The 26,484-nt window shown below is 62.0% G+C and carries 28 protein-coding genes; 12 read left to right on the plus strand and 16 right to left on the minus strand.

Features of this window, described 5'->3' with window-relative positions; all coding sequences use genetic code 11:
- Positions 1–61 precede the first annotated feature (61 nt).
- From BX592_RS01215 to BX592_RS01225, 3 genes are all read right to left on the minus strand, one after another.
- Positions 62–934, minus strand: coding sequence for a MurR/RpiR family transcriptional regulator (locus BX592_RS01215; protein WP_134189810.1), 873 nt, complete (start codon positions 932–934; stop codon positions 62–64).
- Between the two features lie 62 nt (positions 935–996).
- Entirely contained in the window at positions 997–2,070 is a 1,074-nt protein-coding gene (locus BX592_RS01220) for an ABC transporter ATP-binding protein (RefSeq protein WP_134189811.1), read from the minus strand.
- 107 nt (positions 2,071–2,177) lie between these two features.
- Positions 2,178–2,951 (minus strand): SDR family oxidoreductase, encoded by a 774-nt coding sequence (locus BX592_RS01225; RefSeq protein WP_134189812.1) that lies wholly within the window; start codon positions 2,949–2,951, stop codon positions 2,178–2,180.
- A 296-nt stretch (positions 2,952–3,247) separates the two neighbouring features.
- Here BX592_RS01225 and BX592_RS01230 point away from each other — a divergent pair, with 296 nt between their 5' ends.
- The 7 genes from BX592_RS01230 (at position 3,248) to BX592_RS01260 (ending at position 9,884) form a co-directional block, all read left to right on the plus strand.
- Positions 3,248–4,477 carry an ABC transporter substrate-binding protein gene (locus BX592_RS01230; protein WP_134189813.1) on the plus strand — a complete coding sequence of 410 codons (1,230 nt, stop codon included), beginning with the start codon at positions 3,248–3,250 and terminating at the stop codon, positions 4,475–4,477.
- 235 nt (positions 4,478–4,712) lie between these two features.
- On the plus strand, positions 4,713–5,579 hold the full coding sequence (locus BX592_RS01235; protein ID WP_134190003.1) for a carbohydrate ABC transporter permease: 867 nt from the start codon (positions 4,713–4,715) through the stop codon (positions 5,577–5,579).
- Positions 5,576–6,421: a carbohydrate ABC transporter permease gene (locus BX592_RS01240; RefSeq protein WP_134189814.1), complete on the plus strand. Its 846-nt coding sequence runs from the start codon at positions 5,576–5,578 to the stop codon at positions 6,419–6,421. The genes BX592_RS01235 and BX592_RS01240 overlap by 4 nt, the downstream gene beginning before the upstream one ends.
- Positions 6,422–6,574: 153 nt before the next feature.
- Positions 6,575–7,009 (plus strand): carboxymuconolactone decarboxylase family protein, encoded by a 435-nt coding sequence (locus tag BX592_RS01245; protein WP_134189815.1) that lies wholly within the window; start codon positions 6,575–6,577, stop codon positions 7,007–7,009.
- A gap of 102 nt (positions 7,010–7,111) precedes the next feature.
- Positions 7,112–8,575, plus strand: a complete 1,464-nt coding sequence (locus BX592_RS01250; protein WP_134189816.1) for a DHA2 family efflux MFS transporter permease subunit — start codon at positions 7,112–7,114, stop codon at positions 8,573–8,575.
- A 32-nt stretch (positions 8,576–8,607) separates the two neighbouring features.
- Positions 8,608–8,967, plus strand: coding sequence for a nuclear transport factor 2 family protein (locus BX592_RS01255; protein ID WP_134189817.1), 360 nt, complete (start codon positions 8,608–8,610; stop codon positions 8,965–8,967).
- A gap of 83 nt (positions 8,968–9,050) precedes the next feature.
- Positions 9,051–9,884, plus strand: coding sequence for an AraC family transcriptional regulator (locus tag BX592_RS01260; protein WP_134189818.1), 834 nt, complete (start codon positions 9,051–9,053; stop codon positions 9,882–9,884).
- 188 nt (positions 9,885–10,072) lie between these two features.
- Here the strand turns inward: BX592_RS01260 and BX592_RS01265 are convergent, their stop codons facing one another.
- A complete protein-coding gene (locus BX592_RS01265; RefSeq protein WP_134189819.1) occupies positions 10,073–10,405 on the minus strand; it encodes a hypothetical protein in 333 nt (110 codons plus the stop codon).
- A gap of 247 nt (positions 10,406–10,652) precedes the next feature.
- On the opposite strand from BX592_RS01265, the gene BX592_RS01270 reads away from it, so the two are divergent.
- Complete coding sequence (locus BX592_RS01270) at positions 10,653–11,390, plus strand: SDR family oxidoreductase (protein ID WP_134189820.1); 738 nt, start codon at positions 10,653–10,655, stop codon at positions 11,388–11,390.
- A gap of 178 nt (positions 11,391–11,568) precedes the next feature.
- Positions 11,569–12,309: a GNAT family N-acetyltransferase gene (locus BX592_RS01275; RefSeq protein ID WP_134189821.1), complete on the plus strand. Its 741-nt coding sequence runs from the start codon at positions 11,569–11,571 to the stop codon at positions 12,307–12,309.
- A gap of 117 nt (positions 12,310–12,426) precedes the next feature.
- On the opposite strand, the gene BX592_RS01280 is transcribed toward BX592_RS01275, so the two are convergent.
- The 3 genes from BX592_RS01280 to BX592_RS01290 all read right to left on the minus strand — a co-directional run bounded on the left by BX592_RS01280 (position 12,427) and on the right by BX592_RS01290 (position 14,695).
- Positions 12,427–13,248: an alpha/beta fold hydrolase gene (locus BX592_RS01280; RefSeq protein ID WP_134189822.1), complete on the minus strand. Its 822-nt coding sequence runs from the start codon at positions 13,246–13,248 to the stop codon at positions 12,427–12,429.
- Between the two features lie 308 nt (positions 13,249–13,556).
- On the minus strand, positions 13,557–14,030 hold the full coding sequence (locus BX592_RS01285) for a VOC family protein (protein WP_134189823.1): 474 nt from the start codon (positions 14,028–14,030) through the stop codon (positions 13,557–13,559).
- Positions 14,031–14,218: 188 nt separating this feature from the next.
- A complete protein-coding gene (locus tag BX592_RS01290; protein WP_134189824.1) occupies positions 14,219–14,695 on the minus strand; it encodes a VOC family protein in 477 nt (158 codons plus the stop codon).
- Between the two features lie 239 nt (positions 14,696–14,934).
- Here BX592_RS01290 and BX592_RS01295 point away from each other — a divergent pair, with 239 nt between their 5' ends.
- Entirely contained in the window at positions 14,935–15,432 is a 498-nt protein-coding gene (locus tag BX592_RS01295; RefSeq protein WP_134189825.1) for a low affinity iron permease family protein, read from the plus strand.
- Between the two features lie 9 nt (positions 15,433–15,441).
- On the opposite strand, the gene BX592_RS01300 is transcribed toward BX592_RS01295, so the two are convergent.
- The 4 genes from BX592_RS01300 to BX592_RS01315 all read right to left on the minus strand — a co-directional run bounded on the left by BX592_RS01300 (position 15,442) and on the right by BX592_RS01315 (position 18,115).
- On the minus strand, positions 15,442–16,725 hold the full coding sequence (locus tag BX592_RS01300; RefSeq protein ID WP_134189826.1) for an RNA polymerase sigma factor: 1,284 nt from the start codon (positions 16,723–16,725) through the stop codon (positions 15,442–15,444).
- Between the two features lie 8 nt (positions 16,726–16,733).
- On the minus strand, positions 16,734–17,174 hold the full coding sequence (locus tag BX592_RS01305) for a VOC family protein (protein ID WP_134189827.1): 441 nt from the start codon (positions 17,172–17,174) through the stop codon (positions 16,734–16,736).
- Positions 17,175–17,187: 13 nt separating this feature from the next.
- Complete coding sequence (locus BX592_RS01310; RefSeq protein ID WP_134189828.1) at positions 17,188–17,601, minus strand: YciI family protein; 414 nt, start codon at positions 17,599–17,601, stop codon at positions 17,188–17,190.
- 160 nt (positions 17,602–17,761) lie between these two features.
- Positions 17,762–18,115 carry a YciI family protein gene (locus tag BX592_RS01315; protein ID WP_134189829.1) on the minus strand — a complete coding sequence of 118 codons (354 nt, stop codon included), beginning with the start codon at positions 18,113–18,115 and terminating at the stop codon, positions 17,762–17,764.
- A gap of 618 nt (positions 18,116–18,733) precedes the next feature.
- Here BX592_RS01315 and BX592_RS01320 point away from each other — a divergent pair.
- Entirely contained in the window at positions 18,734–19,855 is a 1,122-nt protein-coding gene (locus tag BX592_RS01320; RefSeq protein WP_134189830.1) for a porin, read from the plus strand.
- A 146-nt stretch (positions 19,856–20,001) separates the two neighbouring features.
- On the opposite strand, the gene BX592_RS01325 is transcribed toward BX592_RS01320, so the two are convergent.
- From BX592_RS01325 to BX592_RS01345, 5 genes are all read right to left on the minus strand, one after another.
- Positions 20,002–20,478 (minus strand): SRPBCC family protein, encoded by a 477-nt coding sequence (locus tag BX592_RS01325; RefSeq protein WP_134189831.1) that lies wholly within the window; start codon positions 20,476–20,478, stop codon positions 20,002–20,004.
- 147 nt (positions 20,479–20,625) lie between these two features.
- The gene (locus BX592_RS01330) at positions 20,626–21,753 is read right to left on the minus strand and encodes an aromatic ring-hydroxylating oxygenase subunit alpha (protein WP_134189832.1); all 1,128 of its coding nucleotides are present in this window, start codon (positions 21,751–21,753) and stop codon (positions 20,626–20,628) included.
- A gap of 331 nt (positions 21,754–22,084) precedes the next feature.
- Positions 22,085–23,611, minus strand: coding sequence for a glycosyltransferase family 2 protein (locus BX592_RS01335; RefSeq protein WP_134189833.1), 1,527 nt, complete (start codon positions 23,609–23,611; stop codon positions 22,085–22,087).
- Positions 23,611–24,225 (minus strand): cytochrome b, encoded by a 615-nt coding sequence (locus tag BX592_RS01340; RefSeq protein ID WP_134189834.1) that lies wholly within the window; start codon positions 24,223–24,225, stop codon positions 23,611–23,613. The genes BX592_RS01335 and BX592_RS01340 overlap by 1 nt, the downstream gene beginning before the upstream one ends.
- A 177-nt stretch (positions 24,226–24,402) precedes the next feature.
- Positions 24,403–25,320, minus strand: coding sequence for a LysR substrate-binding domain-containing protein (locus tag BX592_RS01345; protein ID WP_134189835.1), 918 nt, complete (start codon positions 25,318–25,320; stop codon positions 24,403–24,405).
- 164 nt (positions 25,321–25,484) lie between these two features.
- On the opposite strand from BX592_RS01345, the gene BX592_RS01350 reads away from it, so the two are divergent.
- Positions 25,485–26,483 (plus strand): glutathione S-transferase family protein, encoded by a 999-nt coding sequence (locus BX592_RS01350; RefSeq protein ID WP_134189836.1) that lies wholly within the window; start codon positions 25,485–25,487, stop codon positions 26,481–26,483.
- The last annotated feature ends 1 nt before the right edge of the window (position 26,484 follow it).

Genomic DNA, 26,484 nt, shown 5'->3' on the forward strand with positions numbered 1-26,484 from the left:
AAGCGGTTGTCCAGTCGTCAAAAAAGCCTGACGCCTGGGTGCTTGAGGACCGCGAAGAGTGTCAGGTCTGGCGATCGCCGCCGGCCGCTTCCGGTTCGTGCGATACGCGTGCGCCGGCTTCGCGCATCTTCTCGAGCGCCTTCGGGCTGAGCCGCAGCGCGATGCCGATCGCCAGCGCGTCGACCACGCACAAGTGCACGAGGCGCGAAACGCCCGGCGTATGCGGCCCGATCGCATTGGGCGCGCGCAGTAACAGCGGAATATCGACGAGCCACGCCAGCCGCGACCCGACGTTGGTCAGTGCAATCGTCGTCGCGCCGCGTTCCTTCGCGATCTGCATGCTTTCGTTCACTTCGACGCTGCGCCCGGAGTGCGAGATCGCAAACGCGACGTCGCCGGGTTCCATCAGACCTGCGTACAGGCGTTGCAGATGCGCGTCGGTAAACGCGCTCGCGGCGAGGTCGAGGCGCAGCAGACGCAGTGCCGCGTCCTGCGCGACGAGGCCGGAGCCCGCGCCCACGCCGAAGAAAAACACACGCCGCGCACTGGTCAGCGCGGCGAGCGCCGCCTCGACCGCAATCGGGTCAAGCGCGCTGCGCGCATGCGTGATGCCTTCGACCACCGCTTCGCCGACCTTATCGAACAGCGTCTGGATGTCGTCGTTATGAGCGACCGCCTGCGACGCGTACGGCATGCCCCCGGCGGCGCTTTGCGCCAGCCGCATCTTGAAGTCGCGCAGCCCGTGCGCGCCGACCGCGCGGCAAAAGCGCGTCACCGACGGCTCGGAAACGTCCGCGCGCTGCGCGATCTCGGTGATGCTCGCGCGCATCGCGAAGTCGACGTCGGCGAGCACCATGTCGGCGACCTTGCGTTCGGCGGGCCGTAGCGACGGCAGCGCATCGCGGATATGAGGGATCAGGTTCGCTGCGGACAACCGGGTGTTCCTCTTGGGTTCAAGGTCAGGAATCCGCGCCGCGGGCGACGCGGCGCACGGTGTTACGCAAGCCTGCGTCCGCTCTCCGTATCGAACAGATGCCGATGTTCGGCCGGCAGCCGCAACGTCACGCGCTGGCCGGGCTCGAGCACCGCGCGCTCGCGCGTCGTCACGCACCATGCGCTGCCGCCGACCTTTCCGTACAGATGGGTTTCCGCGCCGGTCGGCTCGACCACTTCAATGGCCATCGGAATACCGTCCTGCGCGGCGCTCGTTTCGATATGCTCGGGCCGCACGCCCAACGTCACCTTCGCGCCCGGCTGCACCGGCAGCTGACCGGTCAGCGCAATGCGCAGTCCATCGGCCAATAGCAGCGCAAGCCCGCCGTCGCCGGCCACCACCTCGCCTTCGGCGAAGTTCATCGAAGGCGAACCGAGGAAGCTCGCGACAAACAGATTGGCCGGCCGGTCGTATAGCTCGAGCGGACGCCCGATCTGCTCGATGCGTCCGGCGTTCATCACGACGATGCGGTCGGCCATCGTCATCGCTTCGATCTGATCGTGCGTCACGTAGATCACGGTGTTCTTCAGCCGCTGATGCAGCGCCTTGATCTCGGTGCGCATCTGCACGCGCAGTTTCGCGTCGAGGTTCGACAGCGGCTCGTCGAACAGGAACAGCGACGGTTCGCGCACTACCGCGCGGCCCATCGCGACGCGCTGCCGCTGGCCGCCGGACAGCGCGCGCGGCAGACGGTCCAGATAACCGCTGAGATTCAGCATTTTCGCGGCGGCCTCGATGCGCGGCTTGAATGCCGACGCGGCCTCCTTGCGAATGCGCGGCCCGAACGCGATGTTGTCGTACACCGACAGATGCGGATACAGCGCGTAGCTCTGAAACACCATCGAGATATTGCGCTGCTGCGGCGCAAGCCCGTTTGCACGAGTGCCGCCGATCGTCAGATCGCCGCCGCTGATTTCCTCGAGACCGGCGACCATCCGCATCAGCGTGCTCTTGCCGCAGCCCGACGGGCCGACCAGCACGACGAACTCGCCGTCGTCGATATGCAGGTCGATGCCGTGCACCACCTGCGTGTCGCCGTAACGCTTGTAAATGCCGCTCAATTGCACTGCTGCCATGCTGTCCTCTTCGTTGTCCGCTGCTGCATTTGCGACGGGTTTGCGTCGGGTTTGCGTCATCATTCATGCGGGGCGCGGCGCACGTGGCGCGGCGCGCGCGCATACGCTCACAGTGATTCCAGCGTCAGCTCCTCGGCCATCAGCCGGTTGCCCGCCATCAAACCGCCGTCCACCGGCAGCGCGACGCCGGTAATTACACGCGCGAGCGGCGACGCGAGAAACAGCACGGCGTTCGCGATGTCGTCGGGTGTCGCGAAATCGCCGAGCGGATACCACTTCTTCAAGTTCTCGAAGACCTGCGGGTTCTTGTCGACGCGCGCTTGCCACGCCGGCGTCTTCACCGTGCCCGGACAGACGATATTCGCGCGAATGCCATAACGGCCCAGTTCGACCGCGAGTGACTTCGTATAGCTGATCAATCCCGCCTTCGCCGCGCTATAGGCGGGGTGACCGAGCATCGCCATCCCGTTGACCGAGCCGATCAGCACGATTGCGCCGCGCTGCCGCTGGATCATCGATTCGCGCACCGCTTCAATCGTGTGATATGTGCCGTTCAGATTCGAATGCACGTCCTGCTGCCAAGTTTGCGCGTCCGTCTTCGCGAGCGTCAGACCAGTGGCCGAGCCGGCGTTCGCCACCGCGACATCGACCGGACCGGTCGCGGCCGTTGCGTGCGCAACCGCGTCGCGCACCGCATCGGCGTCGCCAAGATCGACCGCGAGCGGCGTGATCTGACTGGTGCCAAGGCTGTCGACAAATGCCGCCAGCGCGTCCGCCTTGCGGTCGAGCGCCAGCACGTGATCGCCCGCTTCGATAAAGCGCTTCGTCAGTACGCTGCCGATCCCGCCGCACGCGCCTGTCACCAACACCACACGTTTCATGTCCGTCCTCACGCTTTTTATGCTGCCTGACTCACGCCCGATGCTATGTAAATTTCCAACATGTGAGACACAAACAACAGACGTAGGCCATTTGACGCCACCGGGCCCGGCACCTCGGCCATTCGGCCGCAACGCAACAAAAAGCCCATCTTTACAGGATGTTATGCAAACGATACGGCGTCCAAAAATTATCGGCATCCCTACGTGACAACATTTTTTTCGTCCTGTAGGATTTTTTCAAACAATTCAACCCAAAGCGGCCGGCGACGGCAGCAGACCACCCAGGAGAGAGAGAAATGTCGTTGCATGCTCGTGCTTCCCTCACGCTCGGCAAGCTCGCCGTAGCGCTTACGCTCGTCGGGGCCGCGCTCGCGGCGCAGGCCGAAACGGTCCGCGTCACGGTCGCCCACTACAGCGACCAGACCGCACCGTACTTCGAAAAAATGGCGCGCCAGTTCGAAAAGGCGAATCCCGGCACGACAATCAAGATCGAAGACGTGAACTGGGACACGCTGCAGCAGAAGCTGCAAACGGATATCTCCGGTAACGCGAACGCCGATCTGGCGATCGTCGGCACGCGCTGGCTGCTCGATTTCGTGAAGGACGGCGTCGCCGAGCCGCTCGACGGCTATATGGATGCGAGCTTCAAGGGCCGCTTTATCGGCCCGTTCCTGGCGCCGGGCCAGATTGACGGCAAGACCTATGGCCTGCCGATCGCCGCGTCCGCGCGCGCGCTGTACTACAACAAGGATCTGCTCGCGAGCGTCGGTTATCCGAATGGCCCGAAAACGTGGAATGACGTGATCGACGCGTCGAAGAAGCTGAAGGCAAAGGGCGTCCCCGGATTCGGCCTGCAGGGCAAGGAAATCGAAACGGACGTCTACTACTACTACGCGCTGTGGACCAATGGCGGCGACGTGGTCAGCAAGGGCAAGGCCGCCTTCGATTCGCCGGCCGGCATCAAGGCCGCGACGCTGTACAAGACGATGATCGACGAAGGCCTCACGCAACCGGGTGTCACCGGTTATAGCCGTGAAGACGTGCAGAACCTGTTCAAGCAGGGCCGCGTCGCGATGGTCATCTCCGCGCCGTTCCTCGCGAAGCAGATCAAGAAAGAAGCGCCGAACCTGAAGTACGGTATCGATCCGCTGCCGGTCGGCACGAACCCGGCGACTTACGCGGTCACCGACTCGATCGTGATGTTCAAGAACTCGAAGGTGAAGCCGGCCGCATGGAAGTTCCTCGACTATCTGTTCACGAAGGAACCGCGCGTCGAGTTCACGAGCCAGGAAGGCTTCCTGCCGACCACGAAGGCCGAAGCAGCTGACCCGGCCTTCAACGATCCGGACACGAAGGCGTTTATCGCGCTGCTGCCGAACGCACGCTTCGCACCGACGATCACCGGTTGGGAAGACACGGCGAAGGCTGTGACGAACGCGATGCAGGCGGTGTATCTCGGCAAGGCGAAACCGGCTGACGCGTTGAAGCAGGCCGCGAACGAAGCCGACCAGTCGCTTGGCCACTAAGCCACGTAGCAAGCCGGTGTTGTTTTGACGCCGCATCGCGACTGTTGTCGCGCGCGGCGTCCGTCGACTTCGACAGGCCTGTGCCGCCGCCCTCCGTCGGCGGCACAGGTCACGCCGCAGGCCATTCATTTTCCGGCGTTACTGCCGGCGTTTTCCTGATCGAGCACGCATGAGCCGTTCCGCCTCCGCTTCCGCGCCCGCCGCGCTACCCACTGCCGGGTCTGTCACGCCGCGCATGATCACGCCGTGGCTGCTAATCGCGCCTAGCCTGATTCTCGCGCTGTTCATCATCAGCTACCCGATCTTCAATATCGTGTACCAGTCGGTGCACGACGTGTCGCGTTTCGGCGCGATTCGCGATTTCAACGGGCTGCAGAACTTCCTCGCGGTGTTCGCCGACCCGGTGTTTCTCGAAGCGACCCGTCACACGCTCGTCTGGACTGCGTTCGTGGTCGGCGGAACGATACTGATCTCGGTGCCGGTCGCGCTCGTGCTGAACCAGGATTTTTACGGCCGCGGCATCGCGCGAACCATCGTGATGCTGCCGTGGTCCGTGTCGCTGACGATGAGCGCGGTCGTCTGGCGCTGGGCGTTCAACGACGACTACGGGATGGTGAACGTCACGCTGCAGCGCCTCGGCCTGATCGGCGGGCCGATTCACTGGCTCGCAACGCCGGAGCTCGCGTTTCCGGTGGAAATCGGCGTCGGTATTCTGGTGTCGATTCCGTTTACCGTGACTATCCTGCTCGGCGGCTTGTCGTCGGTGCCGGGCGATATTTACGAGGCCGCGCGCATCGATGGCGCGAGCGCGTGGCAGCAGTTCCGTCAGCTGACGCTGCCGCTTTTACGGCCATTCATCAACATGGCGATCCTGTTGAACGTGATCTACGTGTTCAACTCGTTCCCGATTATCTGGGTGATGACGCAAGGCGGTCCGGATAACGGCACGCATATTCTCGTCACCTATCTGTACGAACTCGGCTTCCGGCTCGGGCGGCCCGGCCAGGCGGCCGCAGTGTCGCTGATCATGCTGGTGATGCTGTTCGTGTTCTCGATGGCGTATCTGCGCATGCAGCCGTCGAAAGAAGGAGACGCCGCATGAACACGAAAATGAAACGCTCGCTGTGGTGTTGGATCGCGCTGTCGCCGCTCGTCGTGGTCATCCTGTTTCCGTTTGCGGTGATGTTTTTCACCGCGTTGAAGCCCGCGCAGGAAGTGTTCGTCTACCCGGCGCGCTGGCTGCCGATGCATTGGCACTGGCAGAATTTCGCCGATATGTGGGAAGCCGCGAATTTCGGCGTCGCGCTGCGCAATAGCGTGATCATCAGTTTCCTGTCGACCGCGCTGGCGCTCGCGGTTAGCCTGCCTGCCGCGTATGCGCTCGCGCGTTTTCCGTTCGGCGGACGTAGCGTGTATCGGCAGTTCCTGCTCGTCACGCAAATGCTGTCGCCCATTCTTCTGGTGGTCGGCCTGTTCCGCCTCGCCGCGATGATTCCGTATGGCGACGGCAACCTCGTCGATTCGAAAATCGGCGTGATCGTGTCGTACGCCGCGTTCAACATCGCGTTTGCAGTGTGGATGCTGTCGTCGTATTTCCAGACGGTGCCGCGCGATCTCGAAGAATCGGCGTGGCTCGAAGGGTGCAGCCGCACGCGCGCGGTATTTAAAGTGTTCCTGCCGCTGGCGGTGCCGGCCATCGTCGTTACCGCGATCTTCACGTTTATCAACGCGTGGAACGAGTTCGCGGTGGTCTATACGCTGATCCGCTCGCCGGAAAACAAGACGCTCACCGTGCAGGTCACCGACATGGTGGCGGGCAAGTACACGGTCGAATGGCATCTGGTGATGGCCGCGACGCTGTGCGCGACGCTACCGGTATCGGTCGTGTTCGCGTGGTTGCAGCGGTATCTGGTCAAGGGGCTTGCGCTCGGGGCAGTGAAGTAGCCTTCGTCTTTCCATCGCGCCGGCACGGCAGGATGGCCTTCGAACTGGTTACCCCAAAATTCCAGAAACTGGTCATTACCTGTGACCAGTTTTTTGCTTAATCTTCGGTTGTCGCGCCACCCGGGCGCATTGAACTTACAACCGGAGAGAAACATGGAACGCCTCGACTTCTATAAGGCCAACCCGCATGCGATCAAAGCGATGCTCGCGCTCGAAGAACGCATCGGCAAAAGCGACCTCGAAAAATCGCTGACTCACCTGGTGCGGCTGCGCGCATCGCAAATCAATGGCTGCGCTTTCTGCGTCGACATGCACACGACGGATGCGCGCAAGGAAGGCGAAACCGACCGGCGTCTGGCCACCGTCGTAGTGTGGCGCGAAACGCCGTTCTTCACCGGGCGCGAGCGCGCCGCGCTCGAATGGACCGAAGCGCTGACGCTCGTGTCGCAGGACCACGTGCCCGATCACGTGTGGGAAGCGGTCAAACCGCATTTCACCGAAGCCGAACTCGTCGATCTGTCGCTGCTGATCACCGCGATTAATGGCTGGAACCGGCTCGCAATCGGATTCCGCAAGTTGCCTGCCTGAATTTTCAATGCGTCCACGCGGTTGAAAACGGCACGCGCACGGTACTAGACTGGCCGTTTTCCATAGCATCACGAACAATGCATCGCGCATGGAGACGGCCGCATGACGCACAATATCGAAGGACGAACCCGCTGGTTGGCACTTGTCGTGCTTTGCCTCGGCGTGCTGATGATCGTGCTCGACACGACAATCGTGAATGTCGCGTTGCCTTCCATCGCAGCCGATCTCGGTTTCTCTGAAACGTCGCTGGTGTGGGTCGTCAACGCGTACATGCTGACGTTCGGCGGCTTTTTACTGCTCGGCGGGCGCCTCGGCGATCTTTACGGGCATCGCAAACTGTTTCTCGCAGGCATCACGCTGTTCACCCTGGCTTCGCTCGCATGCGGGCTCGCGAATTCGCAGGTGATGCTGGTTTGCGCACGGGCGGTGCAAGGGCTTGGCGGCGCGGTCGTATCCGCGGTGTCGCTGTCGCTGATCATGAATCTCTTCACCGAACCCGGCGAGCGCGCTAAGGCGATGGGCGTCTATGGCTTCGTTTGCGCGGGCGGCGGCAGTATTGGTGTACTGCTCGGCGGCCTGCTGACCAATCTGCTCAGCTGGCACTGGATCTTTCTGGTCAATCTGCCGATCGGCATCGGCGTGTATGGCTTGTGCATCGCGCTGCTGCCGGCGGGCCGTGGTCATGCGCACGGCGAGCGGCTCGATGTGGCGGGCGCGATCACGGTTACCGCGTCGCTGATGCTCGCCGTCTATGCGATCGTCAATGGCAATGAAATCGGCTGGACGTCCGCGCAAACGCTCGGCCTGATCGGCCTCGCGCTTGTTCTGCTGGCAGCGTTCGTCATCATTGAAGCGCGGGTGCGCCATCCACTGATGCCGCTTGCGCTTGTACGGATGCGTAATGTCGCGATTGCCAACGCAATCGGCGTGCTATGGGCCGCCGCGATGTTCGCATGGTTCTTTATTTCGGCGTTGTATATGCAGCGCGTGTTGGGGTATGCGCCGTTCCAGGTTGGCCTCGCCTTCCTGCCGGCAAATCTGATCATGGCGGTTTTTTCGCTCGGTCTGTCGGCGCGCATCGTGATGCGCTACGGCATCCGGCGGCCGATCGCGGTGGGCCTGGCGCTCGCCGCGATCGGGCTGCTGCTGTTTGCGCGTGCGCCGGTCGCCGGCCAGTTCGCGGTCGACGTGTTGCCCGGCATGGTGCTGCTCGGCATCGGCGCGGGCGTCGCATTCAATCCGGTGCTGCTTGCCGCGATGAATGACGTCGAGCCGAGCGATTCGGGGCTCGCGTCCGGCATCGTCAATACCTCGTTCATGATGGGCGGCGCGCTCGGGCTCGCGGTACTCGCGAGCCTCGCGGCTGCACAGACGGGCGCGCTCGATGCGACGCAAGACATGCGTGCAGCGCTGACGGACGGCTACCACCTTGCGTTTCTGGTCGGCGCGATTTTCGCCGCGGTGGCTGCGACGCTCGGCGCATTGCTGCTGCGCACCCCCACGCCGCGCGCCGCACAGTCGTCGACGGACGGCAGTAGCGGCCGCGCCGCGACCGATCAGGTCTGATTCGTGCACAGCGTAAATCGAGGGGGTGTTTGATGAACGACAACGCCAGCATCGATGAAATCGTTCGCCGCTCTTACGCCGCGTATGAGACAAAAGACCGCGCGGCGCTCGAAGCGCTGCTTGCCGACAATTTCACATTCACCAGCCCGCAGGACGACCACATCGATCGACGCACCTACTTCGAACGATGCTGGCCGTTCAGCGATCAGGTCGAGTACTTCCGGATCGAAAAGCTGTTCACGCAGCGCAATGAGGCATTCGTCCGATACGCGTGCAAACCGGCCGGTCGTGCGGCGTTTCGTAACACCGAGTTCTTCCGGATCGAGAACGGCAAGATCGTCGAAGTGCAGGTGTTCTTCGGTTTTACCGCGGACGATATTCCAGGCGCCTGACCCGCGCGTCACGATGCGCAAGCGCGATCAAATGACGCTCGGGCGCCGCGCCTATGCTGCGCTTATGCCATTCGAGAGCCGATATGAATCCGGTCGCGAAAGCGCTCTGGTTTATCGAAAGTCATTTTGCGGGCGAAATCACGCTGGATGACATCGCGCGATGCGGTTGCGTGTCGCGCTTTCATCTGTCACGCGCGTTCGAAGCGGCGACCGGCCAGCCGGTGATGCGTTACGTTCGTGCGCGCCGTCTAAGCGAAGCCGCGCGGCGGCTCGCGCGCGGCGCACCGGACATTCTCGCGGTCGCCGTCGACGCCGGATACGGCTCTCACGAGGCATTCACGCGCGCGTTCCGCGAGCAGTTCGGCATCACGCCGGAAGCGTTGCGCGCGCAACGGCATGTCGATCACCTCGCACTTATGGAGCCAATCAAAATGGACGAAACCCTGATGACGAACCTCGAACCGCCGCGCTTCGTTGATGGCGAGCCGTTGCTGATCGCGGGAATCAGCGAGCGTTACCACTGCGAAAGCAGCTCCGGCATTCCGGCGCAATGGCAGCGCTTCGTGCCATCCATCGGCACAGTGCCCGGACAGGTAGGCAATGTCGCTTACGGCGTCTGTTACAACGCCGACGACGCCGGTAATTTCGGCTATCTGTGCGGCGTGGAAGTGCGCGATTTTTCCGCGTTGCCCGCCGGAATGGGCCGTGTTCGCATTCCTGCGCAACGCTACGCAGTGTTTGCGCACCGCGAGCATGTGTCGTCGATCAGGCGCACGTGGAATACGGTCTGGAATGCCTGGCTGCCGAAGTCGGGGCTCACGCCGGCCGACGCGCCGAACTTCGAGCGTTACGGCGAGCAGTTCAATTCGATGACAGGGCTGGGTGGTGTCGAAATCTGGCTGCCGTTGGCGCGGTGACGCCAAGGTAGCGGTGAAGAACTGCGGCGACGCTGGTTGACGGACTGATCGCGAGGCTGACTGGGAGGGATGATGGCGGTGTTGACCCGCGCTATGCGGCAGTGCCGCAAAACGCCGCCAACCACTGCGGCGCAGGCGGCCAAGCGCACAGCGGACCGCGCCTCGCGCCGCCCGCTGCACCGCACCGATCAATGTGGCCCGTTGGTCGGTTCCTCGTGCGGACCGGCTTCCAGCGGCTTGTGAGCGTCGCCGCCGGCGCCCGGGAAAAACGCATTCCAGACAGCCCGTACGCCTTCCGCGGCGGCCACTTCGGCGCCGATGCTCTCGGTTTCGCCGGATTGCACCGGGTCTTTGCTTAGGCCGCGCCAGTGCGTGAAGACGAGCGGCGGCTTCTCGGTCCACTCGCCTTCGGTAAAGCGCGCGAACGCGGTTTCACCGCTCACCAGTTGCACTTCGTACCAGCCTTCGCGCACAGGCTTGAATTCGTCTAACGGAAACCACTCGGTCGGATCAATTTCCATATCGTCCCTCTCTCGGTTCATCGGTCTTGACGGGTGCCACACAACAGCTGCCAGTATGCATTGTACGTGCGGAGCGGGTGCGTTTTGGCCGGCGCGCGCCGTTGGTGGACCGTTTGCTACTGAAGCGCAAGACATGCAAAACTCATCCAATTTTATCGAATGACAGGGCCAACTCATTCGTACGTCATTCCTGGCCCGCACGACCACAATTGCCTTCATACCGAACCCACGTTCATAGGAGAACGTCATGAATCGCTTTGAAGGTAAGACCGTACTCGTCACCGGTGGCAACGGCGGCATGGGACTCGTCACCGCGCAAGCTTTTGCAGCTGAAGGTGCGCGCGTCATTATCACGGGCCGTGATGAAGTTGCGCTCGCAACGGCCACCGCGACGCTCGGCAAATCGGCGCTAGCTATCCGTAATGACGCCGGCTCGGCCGTCGCCGCACGTGATCTCGCAAAACAGCTCGCCGACGCGGGCATTCGCCTTGACGCAGTGTTCATCAACGCCGGCGTCGCCCGCTTCGCGCCGCTCGCGGACGTCCCTGAATCGATGTGGGATGAGAGCTTTGACATCAATGTCAAAGGCCCGTACTTCCAGATTCAGGCGCTGGCGCCGCTTCTCAACAAAGGCGCGTCCATCGTATTGAACGGGTCGATCAACGCGCATATCGGCATGCCGTCGTCGTCGGTGTATGCGGCGAGCAAGGCCGCGCTGATCTCGCTAGCGAAAACGCTGTCGGCGGAGTTGCTGCCGCGCGGTGTGCGCGTCAACGTGATCAGCCCGGGGCCGGTCACCACGCCGCTTCATACGAAGCTCGGTTTCGATGACAACACCCGTGAGCAGATCAAAGCACAGATTCCGCTCGGCCGCTTCGGCAACTCCAGCGAGATTGCCGCCACCGTGCTGCATCTTTCGTCGCCGGAATCGGGGTTTATCGTTGGCACCGAGATTGTGATCGACGGCGGAATGACCCAGTTGTAAGCCGCCCTGTTGTATTGGCGCGTGGCGCGGTCGGCTAGAGGTAAGCCGCCGTGCCACGCATCTTTCGTTCGCTGAACACGCGTTCTCCGCTCGCGTTTTGTGTGTCGTGGTTTGTCTAACCGCTCGCGACAGGCATACTTCCAGTCACGACAGAAGGCAACACACGAGGAGCGACAACGTGCAGCAGAGAACCAATGAATTCGGTCAACCGATCGGGGCGCCGGTGCCCGACTGGCATGGTGCGAAAATGCCTGACGACACGCCGCTGACTGGACGCTACTGCCGGCTCGAACGACTGAATGTCGAGCGGCATGCTGACGAGCTATATGACGCATATGGCCGCGCGTCCGATGCGCGCGACTGGACGTACCTGAGCGTCGGGCCATTCGATTCGCTCGACGCTTACCGGGCCCACGTGTCGCGCATCGCCGGGTTAGCCGATCCGTGTCACTACGCGGTCATCGATCTCGCAACCGGCAAAGCGGTTGGCACACTCGCGCTAATGCGTATCGACGCGACACACGGAGTGATCGAAGTCGGCTTCGTCACCTACTCGCCGCTGTTGCAGAAAACCCGTGCGGGTACCGAAGCGATTTTTCTTCTGATACAACACGCATTCGACACGCTCGGCTACCGCCGATTCGAATGGAAGTGCGATTCGCTCAATGCGCCGTCGCGCGCCGCGGCGCTGCGCTATGGGTTCACGTTCGAAGGGATTTTCCGGCAGGCGATTGTGTATCGAGCGCGCAATCGCGATACCGCGTGGTTTTCGATCATCGACAGCGAATGGCCGGCCATTCGCCCGGCATTCAATACATGGCTCGAACCGTCCAACTTCGACGCGCAAGGCGCGCAGGTGCGTAAGCTCGCCGAGCTGGTCGACGCGCAACGCGAGCGTGTGCGCGCCGATGCGAGTTAGTGAGGCTTAATGCGAGTTAGGGGGTCCGTTGAAGTGCACCGGCCACGTTAGCAGCCAAGGAGCCAAAGCAGTGCATGCGAGGCAACGACCGCCCCTCGCATGCATCGCAGTGCACTATTAGCCCTTGATGAACTCGAGCAGATCCGCGTTGACCTTATCCGCCAGCGTCGAGCACATCCCGTGCGGCGCGCCCGGGTACACCTTCAGCGTCGCGTTCTTCACGATCTTCGCCGACATCCGCCCTGCCGCATCGATCGGCACGATCTGATCGTCATCGCCGTGCAGCACCAAAGTCGGCACGTCGATCTTCTGCAGATCAGCCGTGTAGTCGACCTCGGAAAACTCCTTCACGCACGCGTACTGGCCGACGATGCCGCCGCGCATGCCCTGGCGCCAGAATTCGTCGATCGTGCCCTGCGATACTTTCGCGCCCTGACGGTTATAGCCGAAGAACGGCACGGCCAGATCCTTGTAGAACTGCGAGCGGTTATCCGCAACGCCTTTGCGAATACCGTCGAATACGTCCATCGGCAAGCCGCCCGGATTCGCGGCTGTCTTCAACATGATCGGCGGCACCGCGCCGATCAGCACGGCCTTTGCGACCCGCTTCGTACCATGACGGCCAATGTAGTGCGCCACTTCGCCACCACCTGTCGAATGGCCGACCAGCACTGCATCTTTCAGATCAAGATGTTCGATCACGGCGGCGAGATCGTCTGCATACGTATCCATATTGTTGCCGTTCGCGGTTTGCGACGAGCGGCCATGACCACGACGGTCATGCGCAATCACGCGAAATCCCTGTTGCACAAAAAACAGCAATTGCGGGTCCCACGCATCGGCATCGAGCGGCCAACCATGCGAGAAAACGATCGGCTTGCCACTTCCCCAGTCCTTGAAAAAAATCTGCGCGCCGTCTTTGGTCGTGACCGTATTCATCGTATAAGCTCCGTGCTGGTGAAAAGAACTGCGGAAGGGTACCGCGCGTCGGCGAGGTCCACAACGGACGTACCGTCCGCCTGCCCCGCTTGCCGCGGTAGGCAATGCTTAGTTTCGATTGCGGGATTTTATCGGGCGATCATGCGCCGCCGACAGTGTACAGATGGAGCGCGAAGCCCCGGCAAGGCGCGCGCTATCTGACGTTCGTCAGATCGATTGACTGGATTATGCGGCGAAAAATTTGCGCCGCAAGCAAACCTTGGTTTAGCTTGCGCGCGCAACGATCCTGTGATCAGCGTGGCTAAATGTTATTTGCCAGCGTATGCGTTCTCGAGCCCAGCGATGTCGAGCTTCACCATGCCCATCATCGCTTCCATCACGCGCGTCGACTTCGCACGGTCTGCGTCCCTTAGCATCTTGCCCAGCACCGTCGGCACGATTTGCCACGATATGCCGAATCGGTCCGTCAGCCAGCCGCACTGCTGTGGCGTGCCGCCTTCCAGCAGCCTGGTCCATAGTTCGTCGACTTCTGCCTGCGTTTCGCACTTGACGAAGAGCGAGATTGCCGGCGTGAACGTGAACTGCGGACCGCCGTTCAAGCCGATGAACTGGCGCCCTTCAATTTCGAACGACACGCTCAGCACCCGCCCCGCCTTGCTGGGCACCGCGTCGTTGTAGTACATCACGTCGGTGATGCGGCCGTCGCGGAAGACGGACACGTAGAACTTCGCGGCCTCTTCCGCCTGGCCGTCGAACCAGAAGCATGTGGCAATCCTGTCCATCGAGACTCCGTGAATGCTCGTGCAGCCGAGCTGTTCGAACCGCTTGACCCGTTATAGCCATTGGGCCGCTTGGCCCGCTTGGGTCACCTGGGCCGCGAACTCGCACGGCGGCAGCGAGCGCGGCGTGCCTCCGTGCGATGCGTGCGGTTTAGTGAGCGGAAATACGTGCAGACGTAAAGCGCCGGTCGCTATCGGGACTTCATCATCTCCTGCATCGCGGCCTGAATTTCTTCAGGCGTCAAATCGGCCTTGTGAGTCGCAACCGACCAGCGGTGGCCGAACGGGTCTTCCAGCTGACCGTAACGATCGCCCCAGAACATGTCGTCGACGGGCATCGTGACTTTCGCGCCGGCCTTGACCGCCTGCGCGACCGTCGCGTCGACATCGTCGACGTACAGGTGGATCGTCACCGGCGAGCCCTTCAGCGCTTTCGGACCGACCGCGCCGGCGCACTCGGGCATTTCGTCGACGAGCATCAGTGTCGAATCGCCGATTTTCAGCGACGCGTGTATCAATTTTCCGCCGGGCCCCGGCAAGCGAACCTGTTCGACTGCATTGAACGCCTTTTTGTAGAACTCGATTGCTTCGGCCGCACCGGCGCAAACAATATGCGGTGTGAGCGAATGCATGCCTTCAGGGATGGTTCTCGTGGCTGGCTTGGACATAGTCGCGGCTCCTGTCTGTCGACGATTGATTGGGTGGCGAAGCGTCACCGGACATCGTGGCTTCATCCCGACGACGAGTAAGCCACCGTCATATCGACATGCGCAAGGAGAAATTTCGCATTTCGGGCGAACCGATGCTGCATTGCTGCGCCGCAACGGCGGACCCGGCACACAATGTGCAAGGGCACCGATGAACACGCCTTCTATCTGGCGTGCGAACGTCTATCGACGACGAGGGGATGCTCGTGACCCAGAACTGGTTCTCCCGATTTTCGACCGCGCTTTCGACCATGGCAGGCAGGCCGGCCACGTTTGCGCTTGCAGTGGCGCTCGTCGTCGTGTGGGGCGTGAGCGGACCGCTTTTTCACTTTAGTGACACATGGCAACTGGTCATCAACACGTCGACGACGATCGTTACGTTTCTGATGGTGTTCCTGATCCAGAACACGCAGAACCGCGACACCGCAGCGATGCAGATCAAGCTCGACGAGCTGATTCGCGCGCTCGAGGGTGCGCACAATGCGTTGCTGGATCTGGAAGAACTCGGTGAAAAGGACTTGACACGCTTTCGCAAGCGTTATGTGCAGCTTGCCGAAGAAGCACGCACCGCATTGCGCTCAGGTGGCACCGATACCGATTCGCCGTTTGTCGACCATCAGCGGCCCGAGCCGGATGACGACGCAAAGCAACCGCGCGAGCGTGCCGCAGAGACAGACGCAAGCCGGCACCACGGTTGATTCAGTGCATCAGTGCACGTCGCCGCTCATTTGCTGCACGCGTTCGAGCAGCAGATCGCGTTCGCGTGCATTGCGCGTCATCGCGGCCGCACGTTCGAATTCGGCGCGCGCTTCGTCGCGCCGGCCTAGCTTCGCAAGCAGATCGCCGCGCACGCTCGGCAGCCAGTGATAGTTCGACAGCGCGGCATCCGCGCCAAGCGCATCGACAATCTCGAGGCCGGCGGCCGGCCCGAATGCCATGCCAACTGCGACCGCGCGGTTGAGTTCGACCACCGGCGATGGCGCAACCTGCACGAGCGCATCGTAGAGTGCAACGATGCGCTCCCAGTCGGTTTCATCAGCGGCGCGCGCACGTGCATGACACGCCGCGAGCGCGGCCTGCAGCGTATAAGGGCCGCTGCCGCCGCCAAGCGCCTCCGCGCGAGCAAGCGCAGCCAAACCGCGCCGGATCAGCAACGGGTCCCAGCGGCTGCGGTCCTGGTCCGGCAGCAGCACCGGCTTGCCCTGTGCGTCGATGCGCGCCGGAACACGCGACGCCTGGATTTCCATCAGCGCGACAAGGCCGTGCGCTTCGCTTTCGTCCGGCATCAGCCCCGCAAGCACACGGCCAAGCCGCAACGCCTCTTCGCATAGCGTCGGACGCATCCAGTCATCGCCAGCCGTTGCCGAATAGCCCTCGTTGAAAATCAGATAGATCACTTCGAGCACCGACTCGAGCCGCACCGCGCGCGCGTCGGCCTGCGGCACTTCGAACGGCACCTTCGCCGCCGACAACGTGCGCTTCGCTCGCACGATGCGTTGAGCGATAGTCGGTTCCGGCACAAGAAACGCGCGCGCGATTTCGTCGGTCGTCAGGCCGCCCAGCAGGCGCAGCGTCAATGCAACGCGCGCATCGGTCGACAGCACCGGATGGCACGCGGTGAAGACCAGCCGGAGAAGATCGTCGCCGATATCGTCTTCGCGGGCGGCATCAAGCGCATCGACGAAATCGGGCACCAGATGCGCCTCCAGTGCGTCGAGGTCGTGGCCGAGTTCTTCGCGCTTTCTGGCGTGCAGCACTTCCTGACGCCAGCGGTCGAGCGCGCGGTTTTTCGCGGTTGCCATCAGCCACGCTCCCGGGTTGTCGGGCACGCCGGCCCCGGGCCAGTGTTCGAGCGCGGCGACCAGTGCATCCTGCGCCAGTTCCTCGGCCACGCCGACGTCGCGGACGATGCGCGCGACGTGTGCGATGACCTTCGCGGACTCGATCCGCCACACCGCCTCGATGGCACGATGCGTCGCGGCCGTCGACACGGCCGGCCTCAATTCGCTGCCGGTGTGGCCGACTCCGCCGGCCGTTCCGGCATCGGCACATTCGGGTCCATAAACGCAAGTTCCCAGATATGGCCGTCCGGATCTTCGAAGCCGTGGCCATACATGAAGCCGTAGTCCTGCGGCTTGCGCGGCGCCGTGCCGCCCGCCGCGACCGCCTTCGCAACCAGATCGTCGACTTCGGCGCGGCTGTCGCACGACAGACAGATGAGCGCTTCGGTGCTGGTTGACGGATCGCTCAGCGGCTTGCTGGTGAAGGTGCTGAAAAATGGCTTCGTCAGCAGCATCGTGAAGATGTTTTCGCCGACGATCATGCAGGCTGCGTTCTGGTCGGTGAACCTCGGCTCGAACGTGAAGCCGAGCTTCGCGAAGAACGCCTTTGAGCGCTCGAGATTGTCGACTGCGATGTTCAGAAAGATCTGCTTGTGCATCGTGCGCCTCGTATCAGTGGTGGTTGCCTTCGAGCTTGCGAAACCGGTCGATGGACGGGCTCGGTTCGAAATCGTCGAGCCCGAACAGCTGCCGCACTTCGATCTCGCCATCCGCGTGTTCGCCGAACGGCGCCGGGAAGCGTCGCGCCCACTCCATCGCCTCTTCGCGCGAGCGCACCTGGATTAGCGTGTAGCCGGCCAGCAACTCCTTGGTCTCGGCAAACGGACCATCGATGATCCTGCGCTTGCCGCCTTCGTAGCGGATGCGCCAACCCTTCGAGGTCGGCTGCAGGCCGCTTGCGTCGAGCAACACGCCCGCCTTCGCCAGTTCTTCGTGATAGGCCGCCATTGCCGCGATCCGCTCTTCTTCCGGCATCTTGCCCGCCTCGCTGTCCGCGTTCGCCTTCACCATGATCATGAATCGCATTGTTTTCTCCGTTTATTGGGCCACGGGAGCGCGAACGGAAGGGTTCGTCCGGCGTCTCCTTGCCAGCACGACGAATCGATTTCGGCGGAATCGACAGACGACGCACTGCGCACGCGCCAGGGAAAACCCTACAAAATTCGACCGTGTGCGCGTCCTCCGTCTACTCGTAGCAGGGCCCGAGCTTGCGCACTTCGATCGTGCACCACCGCGCGGCCGGACACTCGGCCGCGAGCGCGACCGCTTCTTCCTGCGTGTCGCAGTCGACCATAAAGAAGCCGCCGATCATTTCCTTCGCTTCAGCGAACGGGCCGTCGACGACGCGCGCCTTGCCGTCGCGCACCTGCAGCCGCTTGCCTTTCTTCGCGGTCGACAGCGACTCGCCCGAGATCAGCACGCCGCGCTCATTCAGCGAATCGCGGTAACGCACCATTTCGTCGAAGACCGCGCGGCCGGCAACTTCGCCCCGTTCGTCGCGCTGATCGACCGGTTCGACGATGAGCAGCATATAAGCCATGGAACCTCCGATTGAAACGCCCACTGCAATGGATGCCACCGCACCGGCGACGGCCGATTTTCGGTATGCGACGGCAGTCTAGCAAGCGGATGCAGTGGGCGGCAAACGGGTTACAAAACCAGGGAACACCTTCCGAATTGCAAAGTCTGGCAAAGAAAGTAAATAAAAGCCAATGAATTTTATTGGGACGATCGATTCGCCATCATTTTTTACTTTTTATAGCCAAATGGATTAGGACGAGTCTTATCTATATCTGAATCACAGGCTCCCGTTTTATGACGTCGATTTACAAACCGACTTATCTATAATTCTTTATTTTTTCGAGACAAGCCGCGCCCATCAACGCTCTACGACGAATCTGCGTTGCCATTAAGCAACGACATTTCAATCTCTAAAATAAAACACATTTTATTTGAGACGAACAAATTAAATAGAAACAAAACCCTATATGCCATTCTCGTATTTATTGCATGTTCCGCAAAAATGAATTGCCAATTAATCGAGGGATATTGATTAGGCTGCCTACCTATACTGCGCCGGTTCCCCGAAAGGGAATGCGCGCGTCCCGGTTCGCCGGTAAGTCGATGCGCGACCCACAGAACACAGAAGGAAGCTCAGATGAAAAAGACCATGATCGTTGCGGCCGCTGCCGCGTCATTCGTTCCGCTCGCTCACGCACAAAGCAGCGTCACGCTGTACGGCTTGATCGACGCGGGCTTCACCTATACCAACAATGTCAACGGCAGCGGTCGCGCCGCCATCGGTAGCGGTATCGATCAAAGCCGATGGGGCCTGCGCGGGTCCGAAGATCTGGGCGGCGGGCTGAAGGCCGTCTTCAACCTGGAAAGCGGGTTTGACATCAACAATGGCAAACTCGCGAACGACGGCTCACTGTTCAACCGTCAGGCGTACTTCGGTTTGTCGAGCGACTACGGCACCGTCACCTTCGGCCGCCAGTGGGATTCGATGCAGGACTACGTCGCGCCGCTCACCGCAACCGGTAGCTGGGGCGGCACGTACTTCGCGCATCCGTTCAACAACGACAACCTGAACACGAACGGCGGCTTCCCGGTCAACAACGCGATCAAGTACACGAGCGCCAACTACGGCGGCTTCACGTTCGGCGGCACATACGGCTTCTCGAATCAGAGCAGCTTTGCGAATAACCGCGAGTACAGCCTCGGTGCGGCTTATCAATATGCGGGGCTGCGCGTCGCGCTGGGCTACGCGCAACAGAACAACCCGGGCGCCACGTCGAACGGCGCGACGACCGATCCGGAGATGAGCGCGATCAGCAACACGGTCGGCGGCTTCCGCCAGCGTGAATTCGGTGTCGGTGCGAGCTATGCATTCGGCCCGGCGCTGGTCGGCGTCGTGTGGACGCAAACGCGCCAGGACAACTTCGCGAACTCACCCGGCTCGTCCTCGCATCTGAACAACTACGAAATCAACGCGAAGTACAACTTCACGCCGGCACTAAGCGCGGGCATCGCCTATACGTACACGGACGGCGACTATAGCGTGGCAGGCAAGAAGACCAATGTAGGCCACCTGCATCAGATCGGCGTGCAAACGGACTACGCGCTGTCCAAGCGTACCGACGTCTATGCGCAAGTCGTCTACCAGCGGGCGACGGGCGACGACATCGGTGCTGCAGGCATCTATTCGGGCACCGCAAGCATGCTGTCGTCGTCGCAGAATCAGGCAGCGGCGACGGTCGGTCTGCGTCACCGCTTCTGATGGCGCGTCGCGCTCGGTTGCGGTTCCGGCTCGGGCTTCGGTTTAACCGCTAGCCGGGGCGGCGACAAAGAAGCTCCTGTGTTCCGCGCAACACAGGAGCTTATTGATTTGCGCGCGTACGGCATGCGGTAGAAAAGCCGGGGGGACTAACCCGCCGCCATCCGTTTCAGCTCCGCCGCAAGCCGGTCAAAGCTTTCATCGTTCGCTTTAAGCGCGAAGGTCTTCACCTGAGCACATGCCGCTGCGGTATCGAACAGCATCCGATAGGTGAGCTTCGTATTGCCGGCCGTTGCGCCCGCTTCATCAAACGAAGCGATCACGCGGAAATGCGGCCCGGACATATGGTCGAAGACGATGCGCTCCGGTTCGGTGATCTCAAGGAATACGCTGTGGTTCCTGTAATCGACGCCATCCGGTCCGTGCATCACGAAGCGCCAGTTGCCGCCCGGTGTGAGGTCGAATTCATGAAAAGTATTGCGAAAGCCTTTTGGGCCCCACCATCGCGCGAGATGAACCGGGTCCGTCCATGCGCGGAAAACGCGTTCGCGCGGCGCATCGAAGGTACGCGCCGAAAGAATCTCCAGATCGGAGACGGTCGAACTTCCGTCGCTTACTTCGGACATGACGCGGCCTCCTCACTCGCCGGCGCGAATGCCCGTGTACACAACACGAGCGCGCTGCACCCAGCATAACGCAACGCGCTCTATCCGGTTGCGTCGCGCGCCGCGGACGGCCAGCAGCGCGCTCACCTCACCGTGGCCGCCTCCGCGTTAGCTGACGCAAGATTGCGCCGCCGGTTCGGGCTCGATCGGCACCACGCGACGCGCGGGCGGCGCACCGCAATTGCGCAGCAGATCGCGCAATTCGTTGATAACCGGGAAGACTTCGTGATTCCAGTCAGCCCCTTGCGCATCGTGGGCCTCCTGTTCGCGCTCGACGATCCACCGGTCTTCCTTGAAAATTCGCTCGGTGAACCAGATAAGCAGCGGCCACGCGGCATCCAGCAGAAACCCGAGCTTTGGCCGCTTGACCGAAAGCAGGCCGAATGTGCGATTGGTGCGCTGTTCGGCATCGAGCGGTACGTAGACAATCCACAGGTCCATCACCAGCGTGCCTTCCGACGTGCGGATTTGCAGCGTCTGATACGGGTACTGCGTGCGGATGGTCATCACATCCTTGTGCTTCTTCTGCCCTTGCCGGCTCTGGCCGAACACGAGCGCCTCGCCGATCGGCTGCTGACCGGCTTCACGCGAAAACGTGTAATCGACCTCGACCCAATCATCGCCGCGGCGCCTGCTCAGCGATCGCGCGCGCATCTGACCCATCTGGCGGCGATGCAAAAACTGATGGTTCATGTCCATCAGATTCTCATGCATGAACGAGTAGTGGCACGCGACTTCGCGGCCGAAGCGGCGTGTCTTGTACGCGCGGTTCGCGACCGAGCCGAGCGGCGGCAGCGGCGTCGATTCCGCCAGTTCGCGTTTGCCCGGAAACACGAAGATCAACCCTTCGACTTCGCGGCAGGGATACGCGCGCACGCCGTTCGGCAGCCGTTCTCGACCCAGATAAGGAACGTCGATGCAGCGGCCCGAGCAGTCGTAAGTCCAGCCGTGATAGCAGCAACGGATCGCTTCGCCGTCGACCACGCCGCCGTGCAACGGCACTTGCCGATGCGCGCAGCGGTCTTCGAGTGCGAACACGTTGCCGGACTCCGTACGCACCAGCACGATCGGCTCGCCCGCGAAGCGCACGCCGTGCGCCTTGCCGCGCTTAACCTCATGCGACCACGCGAGCGGATACCAGTTGTCAGGATGAATGTGGACACGGCGCAGATCGCGCACCGGCGCTCCCGCCGGGGTTTCGACTGGACTGCTTTCCACGGGACTGACTGCGTGCATGTATAACGTCCTCCTGGCGCAACTTGGCCTCCGCGAGGCGAAGACGAAGTGTAAAAGCTTTCTATTGAATTACTGAATTCGTTCCCCAGTCTACTCGAAGTGCGGAAGCTTTTTGACAGTCAAGAAAAAACCATGCCCGCGGATGCAGGCACGGCTGTGGTGAGGCAGGGTATATGCGTATGCCGTCAACGCGCGGAAACGTTGGCGATCAGCAACGGCCGGGGACGCCTCGGAAGGGCAGACGAAAACTGCAGGCAGGGAAGGAGCGCGAAGCCGCGGCGCATTGCGCGCCGCGGTTGCTGTCAGGTAAGGGACCTGGAAACTGAAGTTGTTACGGATTGTGATGGGTCGGCGCAATCAACCCGGAGCGATGCTGCTTGCCCCACGATTTGCCGCCACGCAGGAAATGGAACCAGCCGAGCACCGCGCCGGTGTGCCGCAACAGCTGGAACGTGAACGGCTCCGCGATTGCCGCGGCCGCCGCCATCCACAGACTCGAGCCGGCGCGCAGCCCGGTCCAGCGGCGATACAGGTGAATGCTCCACAGGTAGAACGCGAGATCGAGCGCGGTCTTCAGAAAAATCACGCTGAAGATCGATACGACGATCACACCGTGGCCGCCAAACAGAAACGCCAGCAGCAACCCGAACGCGGTCAGCCCGTACACCGGCTGTATCGTGTCGAATGCCTTGACCGGCAGCATCAGCATGCCGAGCTGTCCGTAGCGGCGGTTGCCCGTCATATCGCGATTCCAGTGCTGCGTTTCGAGGAACCCGGCAAACCAGCGGCGCCGCTGTCGCAGGAAACTCGCGAGCGTATCGGGCGCGTCGGTTTGCGCATGCGCGTCGCCAATCACGCGCACATCCCAGCCGAGACCGTGATCGACTGAATAGCGCCGCAACCGGTGAATCAGTTCGTAGTCTTCGACCAGACACTGTCCGTCGAAACCGCCGACCGCGACCAGCGCTTCGCGCCTGAACGACGCGAACGCGCCCGACACCAGCAGCAGACTGTCCGCGCGCATCCACGCAAAGCGCGAGATGAAATTGCGCATGTACTCGTAAGTCTGGAACCACTGGAACAGCCGCCCGCCGACGGATTTGCTGCACATCGGCACCAGAATGCCGGTCGCGGCAACCAGCTTGTCGCTGCCGGCAAACGCCACGCGCATCGCGCGTGTCGCGTCGGCGGCCAGCAGTGTGTCCGCATCGACGGTCATCACGGTTTCAGTCGTCATGCGATCGATCGCGGCGTTCAGCGCGCGCGCCTTACCGCCATGCGGCAGACGCAGCCAGTACAGGTTCGGGTAACGCCGGCTGGGCGCGCTCATCTCGCCGAGCGCGGGTGTCGTGAGGCCGAAACGCGTGGTTAGCAACGCTTCAGTGCCGTCGCTCGAACCATCATCGGCAATCACGATCTGCGCGGGACCATCCACCTGCTCGAGCAATGCCGCCAGCGTCACCGGCAGCACCGCTGCTTCGTTATGCGACGCAACGATGATGCCCATTTCCGGCATGCGCTGCCGGGCAGCCGACGACTGAGACGACGACATCATCCGCTTCGCGAGCGGCCACGCCTTCACCGTCACGAAGAACAGCAGCAGCGTGTCGTACAGCACGTACGCTAGGCCGGTCGCCCATGCGACCACGCCATGCAGAAAAAACGCACGCGCAAACAGCAGCAGCCACAGCGCGGTGACGCCGCCGTGAATCAGCCGCCCCGCCCAAGTCGCCCGACGCGGCACGATACGCGGCGACAGCGCGGCCAGCGCGTCTTCGAGCGATCGCTTAGGCGTACCACCGGAACGATCGTCCTGCGCTTGCGGCGCTTCTTTTTCGATCACCAGATCTGCACACATCAAGGCACCATACGTTTAATGACCGAATGGCGGTCCAGCCACTGATGCTTCAATGCACCGCCGATGTGCATCGCGAGCAACGCGTACAACGCGTACCCGAGCCACTCATGCAGCGTGCCGAGCTTGTCGTGCAGATGGAGCTGTTCCTTGACGGCAGGATCGATGTTCATGATGAACCCGATCCGCGGCCATTCGAAAAGGTGGAAATACTGCATCGGATGCGTTGCCGCATCTTTCCATGCGGAGTCGTGTGCCCAGCCGGAAAGCGGCAAACCGATCATCAGCAGATACAACAGGAAATGTGCGATATGCGCCACCGTCCGCTCCCATGCCGGAAACTCGCTCGGCAACGCCGGCGGACGGTGCGAAGCGCGCCACAAGATACGCAACAGCGCGAGACCGAGCACTGTGATGCCGATCGACTTATGCGTATCGATAACCGGGCGCACCCAATCGTCCGGCAATGAATCCGCGCTCAGACCGAGCGCGACGTTGGCGATGATCAGCAGCGCGATCACCCAATGCAGCACCATCGCGACGCGTGTGTACTGCGTGGGTTCGTTGGCGTGCGGTAGCGCCGTGTGTCCGTGCCTGGACTCGATTCGGGTCGTCATGAAATTGAAGGCAGCAAATAGGTTAGCGACGAAAGCTATTCGAAATAGATGCACAAGCAACGGCAAACGTACGGCAAGCTCGCTTATGCGATTAACGGACGGACGCGCCTTTTTATTCCGCGTTTCCGATTGCTTTGATGACGTTTATTTCGTTTTGTTGCGACGGTCACCCAAAGTTCATCGAACGAACATATCGATGCCGTGTACGAGACGCTTCGCAAGACGCGGCTGGCGAAGCTGATCGATCCACCACTGCAGCGCGCGACCTTCGTGGTCGCCAAGCCATGCAACGTATAGCACATTCGGCTCGCGCGGGTCGGCCGTCTCTTTTTCGATCAATTCGCCGCGTTTGAGCAGCGATGCGATGCGCTGCCGAGGCACCCAGCCGATGCCGAGTCCATCTCGCTGCGCAAGGATCTTCGCGCGCATCGTCGGCACCGCGAGCGACGCCTGACCGCCGACGACGCCATACGCGCGGCCGCTCGCGCGCGACGAGTCCGCGACCACCACGCCGCGCCGCTTCGAAATCTGATCGCGCTTGAGCGGCCCTTTGGCAGCGGCAAGCGGATGACGCGGCGACACCGCGAACACCCATTCGACGACGCCCAGTTCAAACCAGCGCAGACCCGGAATGGCCGGCGGTTCATTGGTTGCGCCGACAATCAGATCCGCGCGGCCGTCGCGCAATGCTTCCCACGTGCCGCCCAGCACTTCGTTCGTGAAGCGAAGCTTCACGCCTGACTGCAGCGCGTCGAACGCATGAACGAGCGGCATCAACGTCTCGAACTCCATCAGCTCGTCGGAGACGATCCACAAACGGTCTTCCCAGCCACTCGCCACCTGGCGCACACGTTGCGTCATCCGCGCGACGTCCTGCATCAAACGGGCCGCCTCCTCGGCAAGCAGATGGCCGGCCGGCGTCAGTTGCAGCCGATAGCGCCGGCGATCGAACAGCAGCGCGTCGAAGCGTGTCTCGAGCTGGCGCGCCGCATGCGAAACCGTCGAAGGCGCCTTGCCGAGGCGCGCCGCGGCACGCGACAAGCTGCCGCTTTCGCGAATCGCCTCGAGGAGGGTCAGTTCTTCGTCAGTCAACATGTTCGACTCCGTCGCACAAATTCGTCGAAAGTATCGCACGGCAAAACGATCGAAGCAGCGCATGATCAGGAATATGGCGGCATGGTTCGCCACACGGGTATGCAGTTTTATCGAACATTGCGCGGCGCGCGATGCGTGCGTCCGCCGACGAAGGAGCCTCCGACATGGGATTGCTGATCGACGGGAAGTGGCACGACATCTGGTATGACACCGCATCGACGGGCGGCCGGTTCGTGCGCAAGGATGCGGTATTTCGCAACTGGGTGACGCCGGACGGCGCCGCGGGCCCGAGCGGGCACGCGGGGTTCAGGGCCGAAAGCGGCCGCTACCATTTGTATGTCAGTCTCGCGTGCCCGTGGGCGCATCGCACGCTGATCATGCGCGCGTTAAAGGGACTTGAAGCGTCGATCAGCGTATCAGCCGTGCACTGGCTGATGCTCGACGACGGCTGGACCTTCGCCGATGGACCGGGTGTCGTGCCGGACACGGTGAACGGCGCACGCCTGCTGCGCGATATCTATACGGCTGCCGATCCCGCTTATACCGGCCGCGTGACGGTGCCGATTCTGTGGGACAAACAGCAGGACACCATCGTCAGCAACGAATCGTCGGAGATCATCCGGATGCTGAATAGCGCATTTGACGGTCTCGGCGCGAAAGCGGGCGATTACTATCCGGTCGCTTTGCGGGAAGAAATCGACGCGATCAACGCGCGTGTGTACGACACGGTCAACAACGGCGTCTACAAGTCCGGCTTCGCGACGACGCAGCAGGCTTACGAAGAAGCGGTCGTGCCGCTGTTCGATACGCTCGACTGGCTCGAAAGCCGGCTCGCGACGCAACGCTTTCTGACCGGCGGTCAATTGACCGAAGCGGACATCCGGCTTTTCACGACGCTCGTGCGTTTCGACGCGGTCTACTTCGGGCACTTCAAATGCAACCTGCGGCGCATCGCCGACCATCCGAACCTGTCGGCCTACACGCGGGATATCTACCAGCACCCGGGCGTGGCCAGCACGGTAAATTTCGAACACATTAAACGGCACTACTACGAGAGCCACCGGACGATCAACCCGACCGGTATCGTGCCGCGCGGGCCTTTGCTTGATTTCACGGCGCCGCATGGGCGCGAAGCGCGGCTCGCTGCGGTGTCCGCGCGGTAGT

Source organism: Paraburkholderia rhizosphaerae (assembly GCF_004366595.1).
GTDB classification, from domain to species: Bacteria; Pseudomonadota; Gammaproteobacteria; order Burkholderiales; family Burkholderiaceae; genus Paraburkholderia; species Paraburkholderia rhizosphaerae.

Bases quoted from the DNA above. Each gene is read 5' to 3' on its own strand.
- BX592_RS01220 (WP_134189811.1), bottom strand. From the start codon at position 2,070: ATGGCAGCAGTGCAATTGAGCGGCATTTACAAGCGTTACGGCGACACG.
- BX592_RS01225 (WP_134189812.1), bottom strand. From the start codon at position 2,951: ATGAAACGTGTGGTGTTGGTGACAGGCGCGTGCGGCGGGATCGGCAGC.
- BX592_RS01230 (WP_134189813.1), top strand. From the start codon at position 3,248: ATGTCGTTGCATGCTCGTGCTTCCCTCACGCTCGGCAAGCTCGCCGTA.
- BX592_RS01235 (WP_134190003.1), top strand. From the start codon at position 4,713: ATGATCACGCCGTGGCTGCTAATCGCGCCTAGCCTGATTCTCGCGCTG.
- BX592_RS01240 (WP_134189814.1), top strand. From the start codon at position 5,576: ATGAACACGAAAATGAAACGCTCGCTGTGGTGTTGGATCGCGCTGTCG.
- BX592_RS01245 (WP_134189815.1), top strand. From the start codon at position 6,575: ATGGAACGCCTCGACTTCTATAAGGCCAACCCGCATGCGATCAAAGCG.
- BX592_RS01250 (WP_134189816.1), top strand. From the start codon at position 7,112: ATGACGCACAATATCGAAGGACGAACCCGCTGGTTGGCACTTGTCGTG.
- BX592_RS01255 (WP_134189817.1), top strand. From the start codon at position 8,608: ATGAACGACAACGCCAGCATCGATGAAATCGTTCGCCGCTCTTACGCC.
- BX592_RS01260 (WP_134189818.1), top strand. From the start codon at position 9,051: ATGAATCCGGTCGCGAAAGCGCTCTGGTTTATCGAAAGTCATTTTGCG.
- BX592_RS01265 (WP_134189819.1), bottom strand. From the start codon at position 10,405: ATGGAAATTGATCCGACCGAGTGGTTTCCGTTAGACGAATTCAAGCCT.
- BX592_RS01270 (WP_134189820.1), top strand. From the start codon at position 10,653: ATGAATCGCTTTGAAGGTAAGACCGTACTCGTCACCGGTGGCAACGGC.
- BX592_RS01280 (WP_134189822.1), bottom strand. From the start codon at position 13,248: ATGAATACGGTCACGACCAAAGACGGCGCGCAGATTTTTTTCAAGGAC.
- BX592_RS01285 (WP_134189823.1), bottom strand. From the start codon at position 14,030: ATGGACAGGATTGCCACATGCTTCTGGTTCGACGGCCAGGCGGAAGAG.
- BX592_RS01290 (WP_134189824.1), bottom strand. From the start codon at position 14,695: ATGTCCAAGCCAGCCACGAGAACCATCCCTGAAGGCATGCATTCGCTC.
- BX592_RS01295 (WP_134189825.1), top strand. From the start codon at position 14,935: ATGCTCGTGACCCAGAACTGGTTCTCCCGATTTTCGACCGCGCTTTCG.
- BX592_RS01305 (WP_134189827.1), bottom strand. From the start codon at position 17,174: ATGCACAAGCAGATCTTTCTGAACATCGCAGTCGACAATCTCGAGCGC.
- BX592_RS01310 (WP_134189828.1), bottom strand. From the start codon at position 17,601: ATGCGATTCATGATCATGGTGAAGGCGAACGCGGACAGCGAGGCGGGC.
- BX592_RS01315 (WP_134189829.1), bottom strand. From the start codon at position 18,115: ATGGCTTATATGCTGCTCATCGTCGAACCGGTCGATCAGCGCGACGAA.
- BX592_RS01320 (WP_134189830.1), top strand. From the start codon at position 18,734: ATGAAAAAGACCATGATCGTTGCGGCCGCTGCCGCGTCATTCGTTCCG.
- BX592_RS01325 (WP_134189831.1), bottom strand. From the start codon at position 20,478: ATGTCCGAAGTAAGCGACGGAAGTTCGACCGTCTCCGATCTGGAGATT.
- BX592_RS01330 (WP_134189832.1), bottom strand. From the start codon at position 21,753: ATGCACGCAGTCAGTCCCGTGGAAAGCAGTCCAGTCGAAACCCCGGCG.
- BX592_RS01335 (WP_134189833.1), bottom strand. From the start codon at position 23,611: ATGTGTGCAGATCTGGTGATCGAAAAAGAAGCGCCGCAAGCGCAGGAC.
- BX592_RS01340 (WP_134189834.1), bottom strand. From the start codon at position 24,225: ATGACGACCCGAATCGAGTCCAGGCACGGACACACGGCGCTACCGCAC.
- BX592_RS01345 (WP_134189835.1), bottom strand. From the start codon at position 25,320: ATGTTGACTGACGAAGAACTGACCCTCCTCGAGGCGATTCGCGAAAGC.
- BX592_RS01350 (WP_134189836.1), top strand. From the start codon at position 25,485: ATGGGATTGCTGATCGACGGGAAGTGGCACGACATCTGGTATGACACC.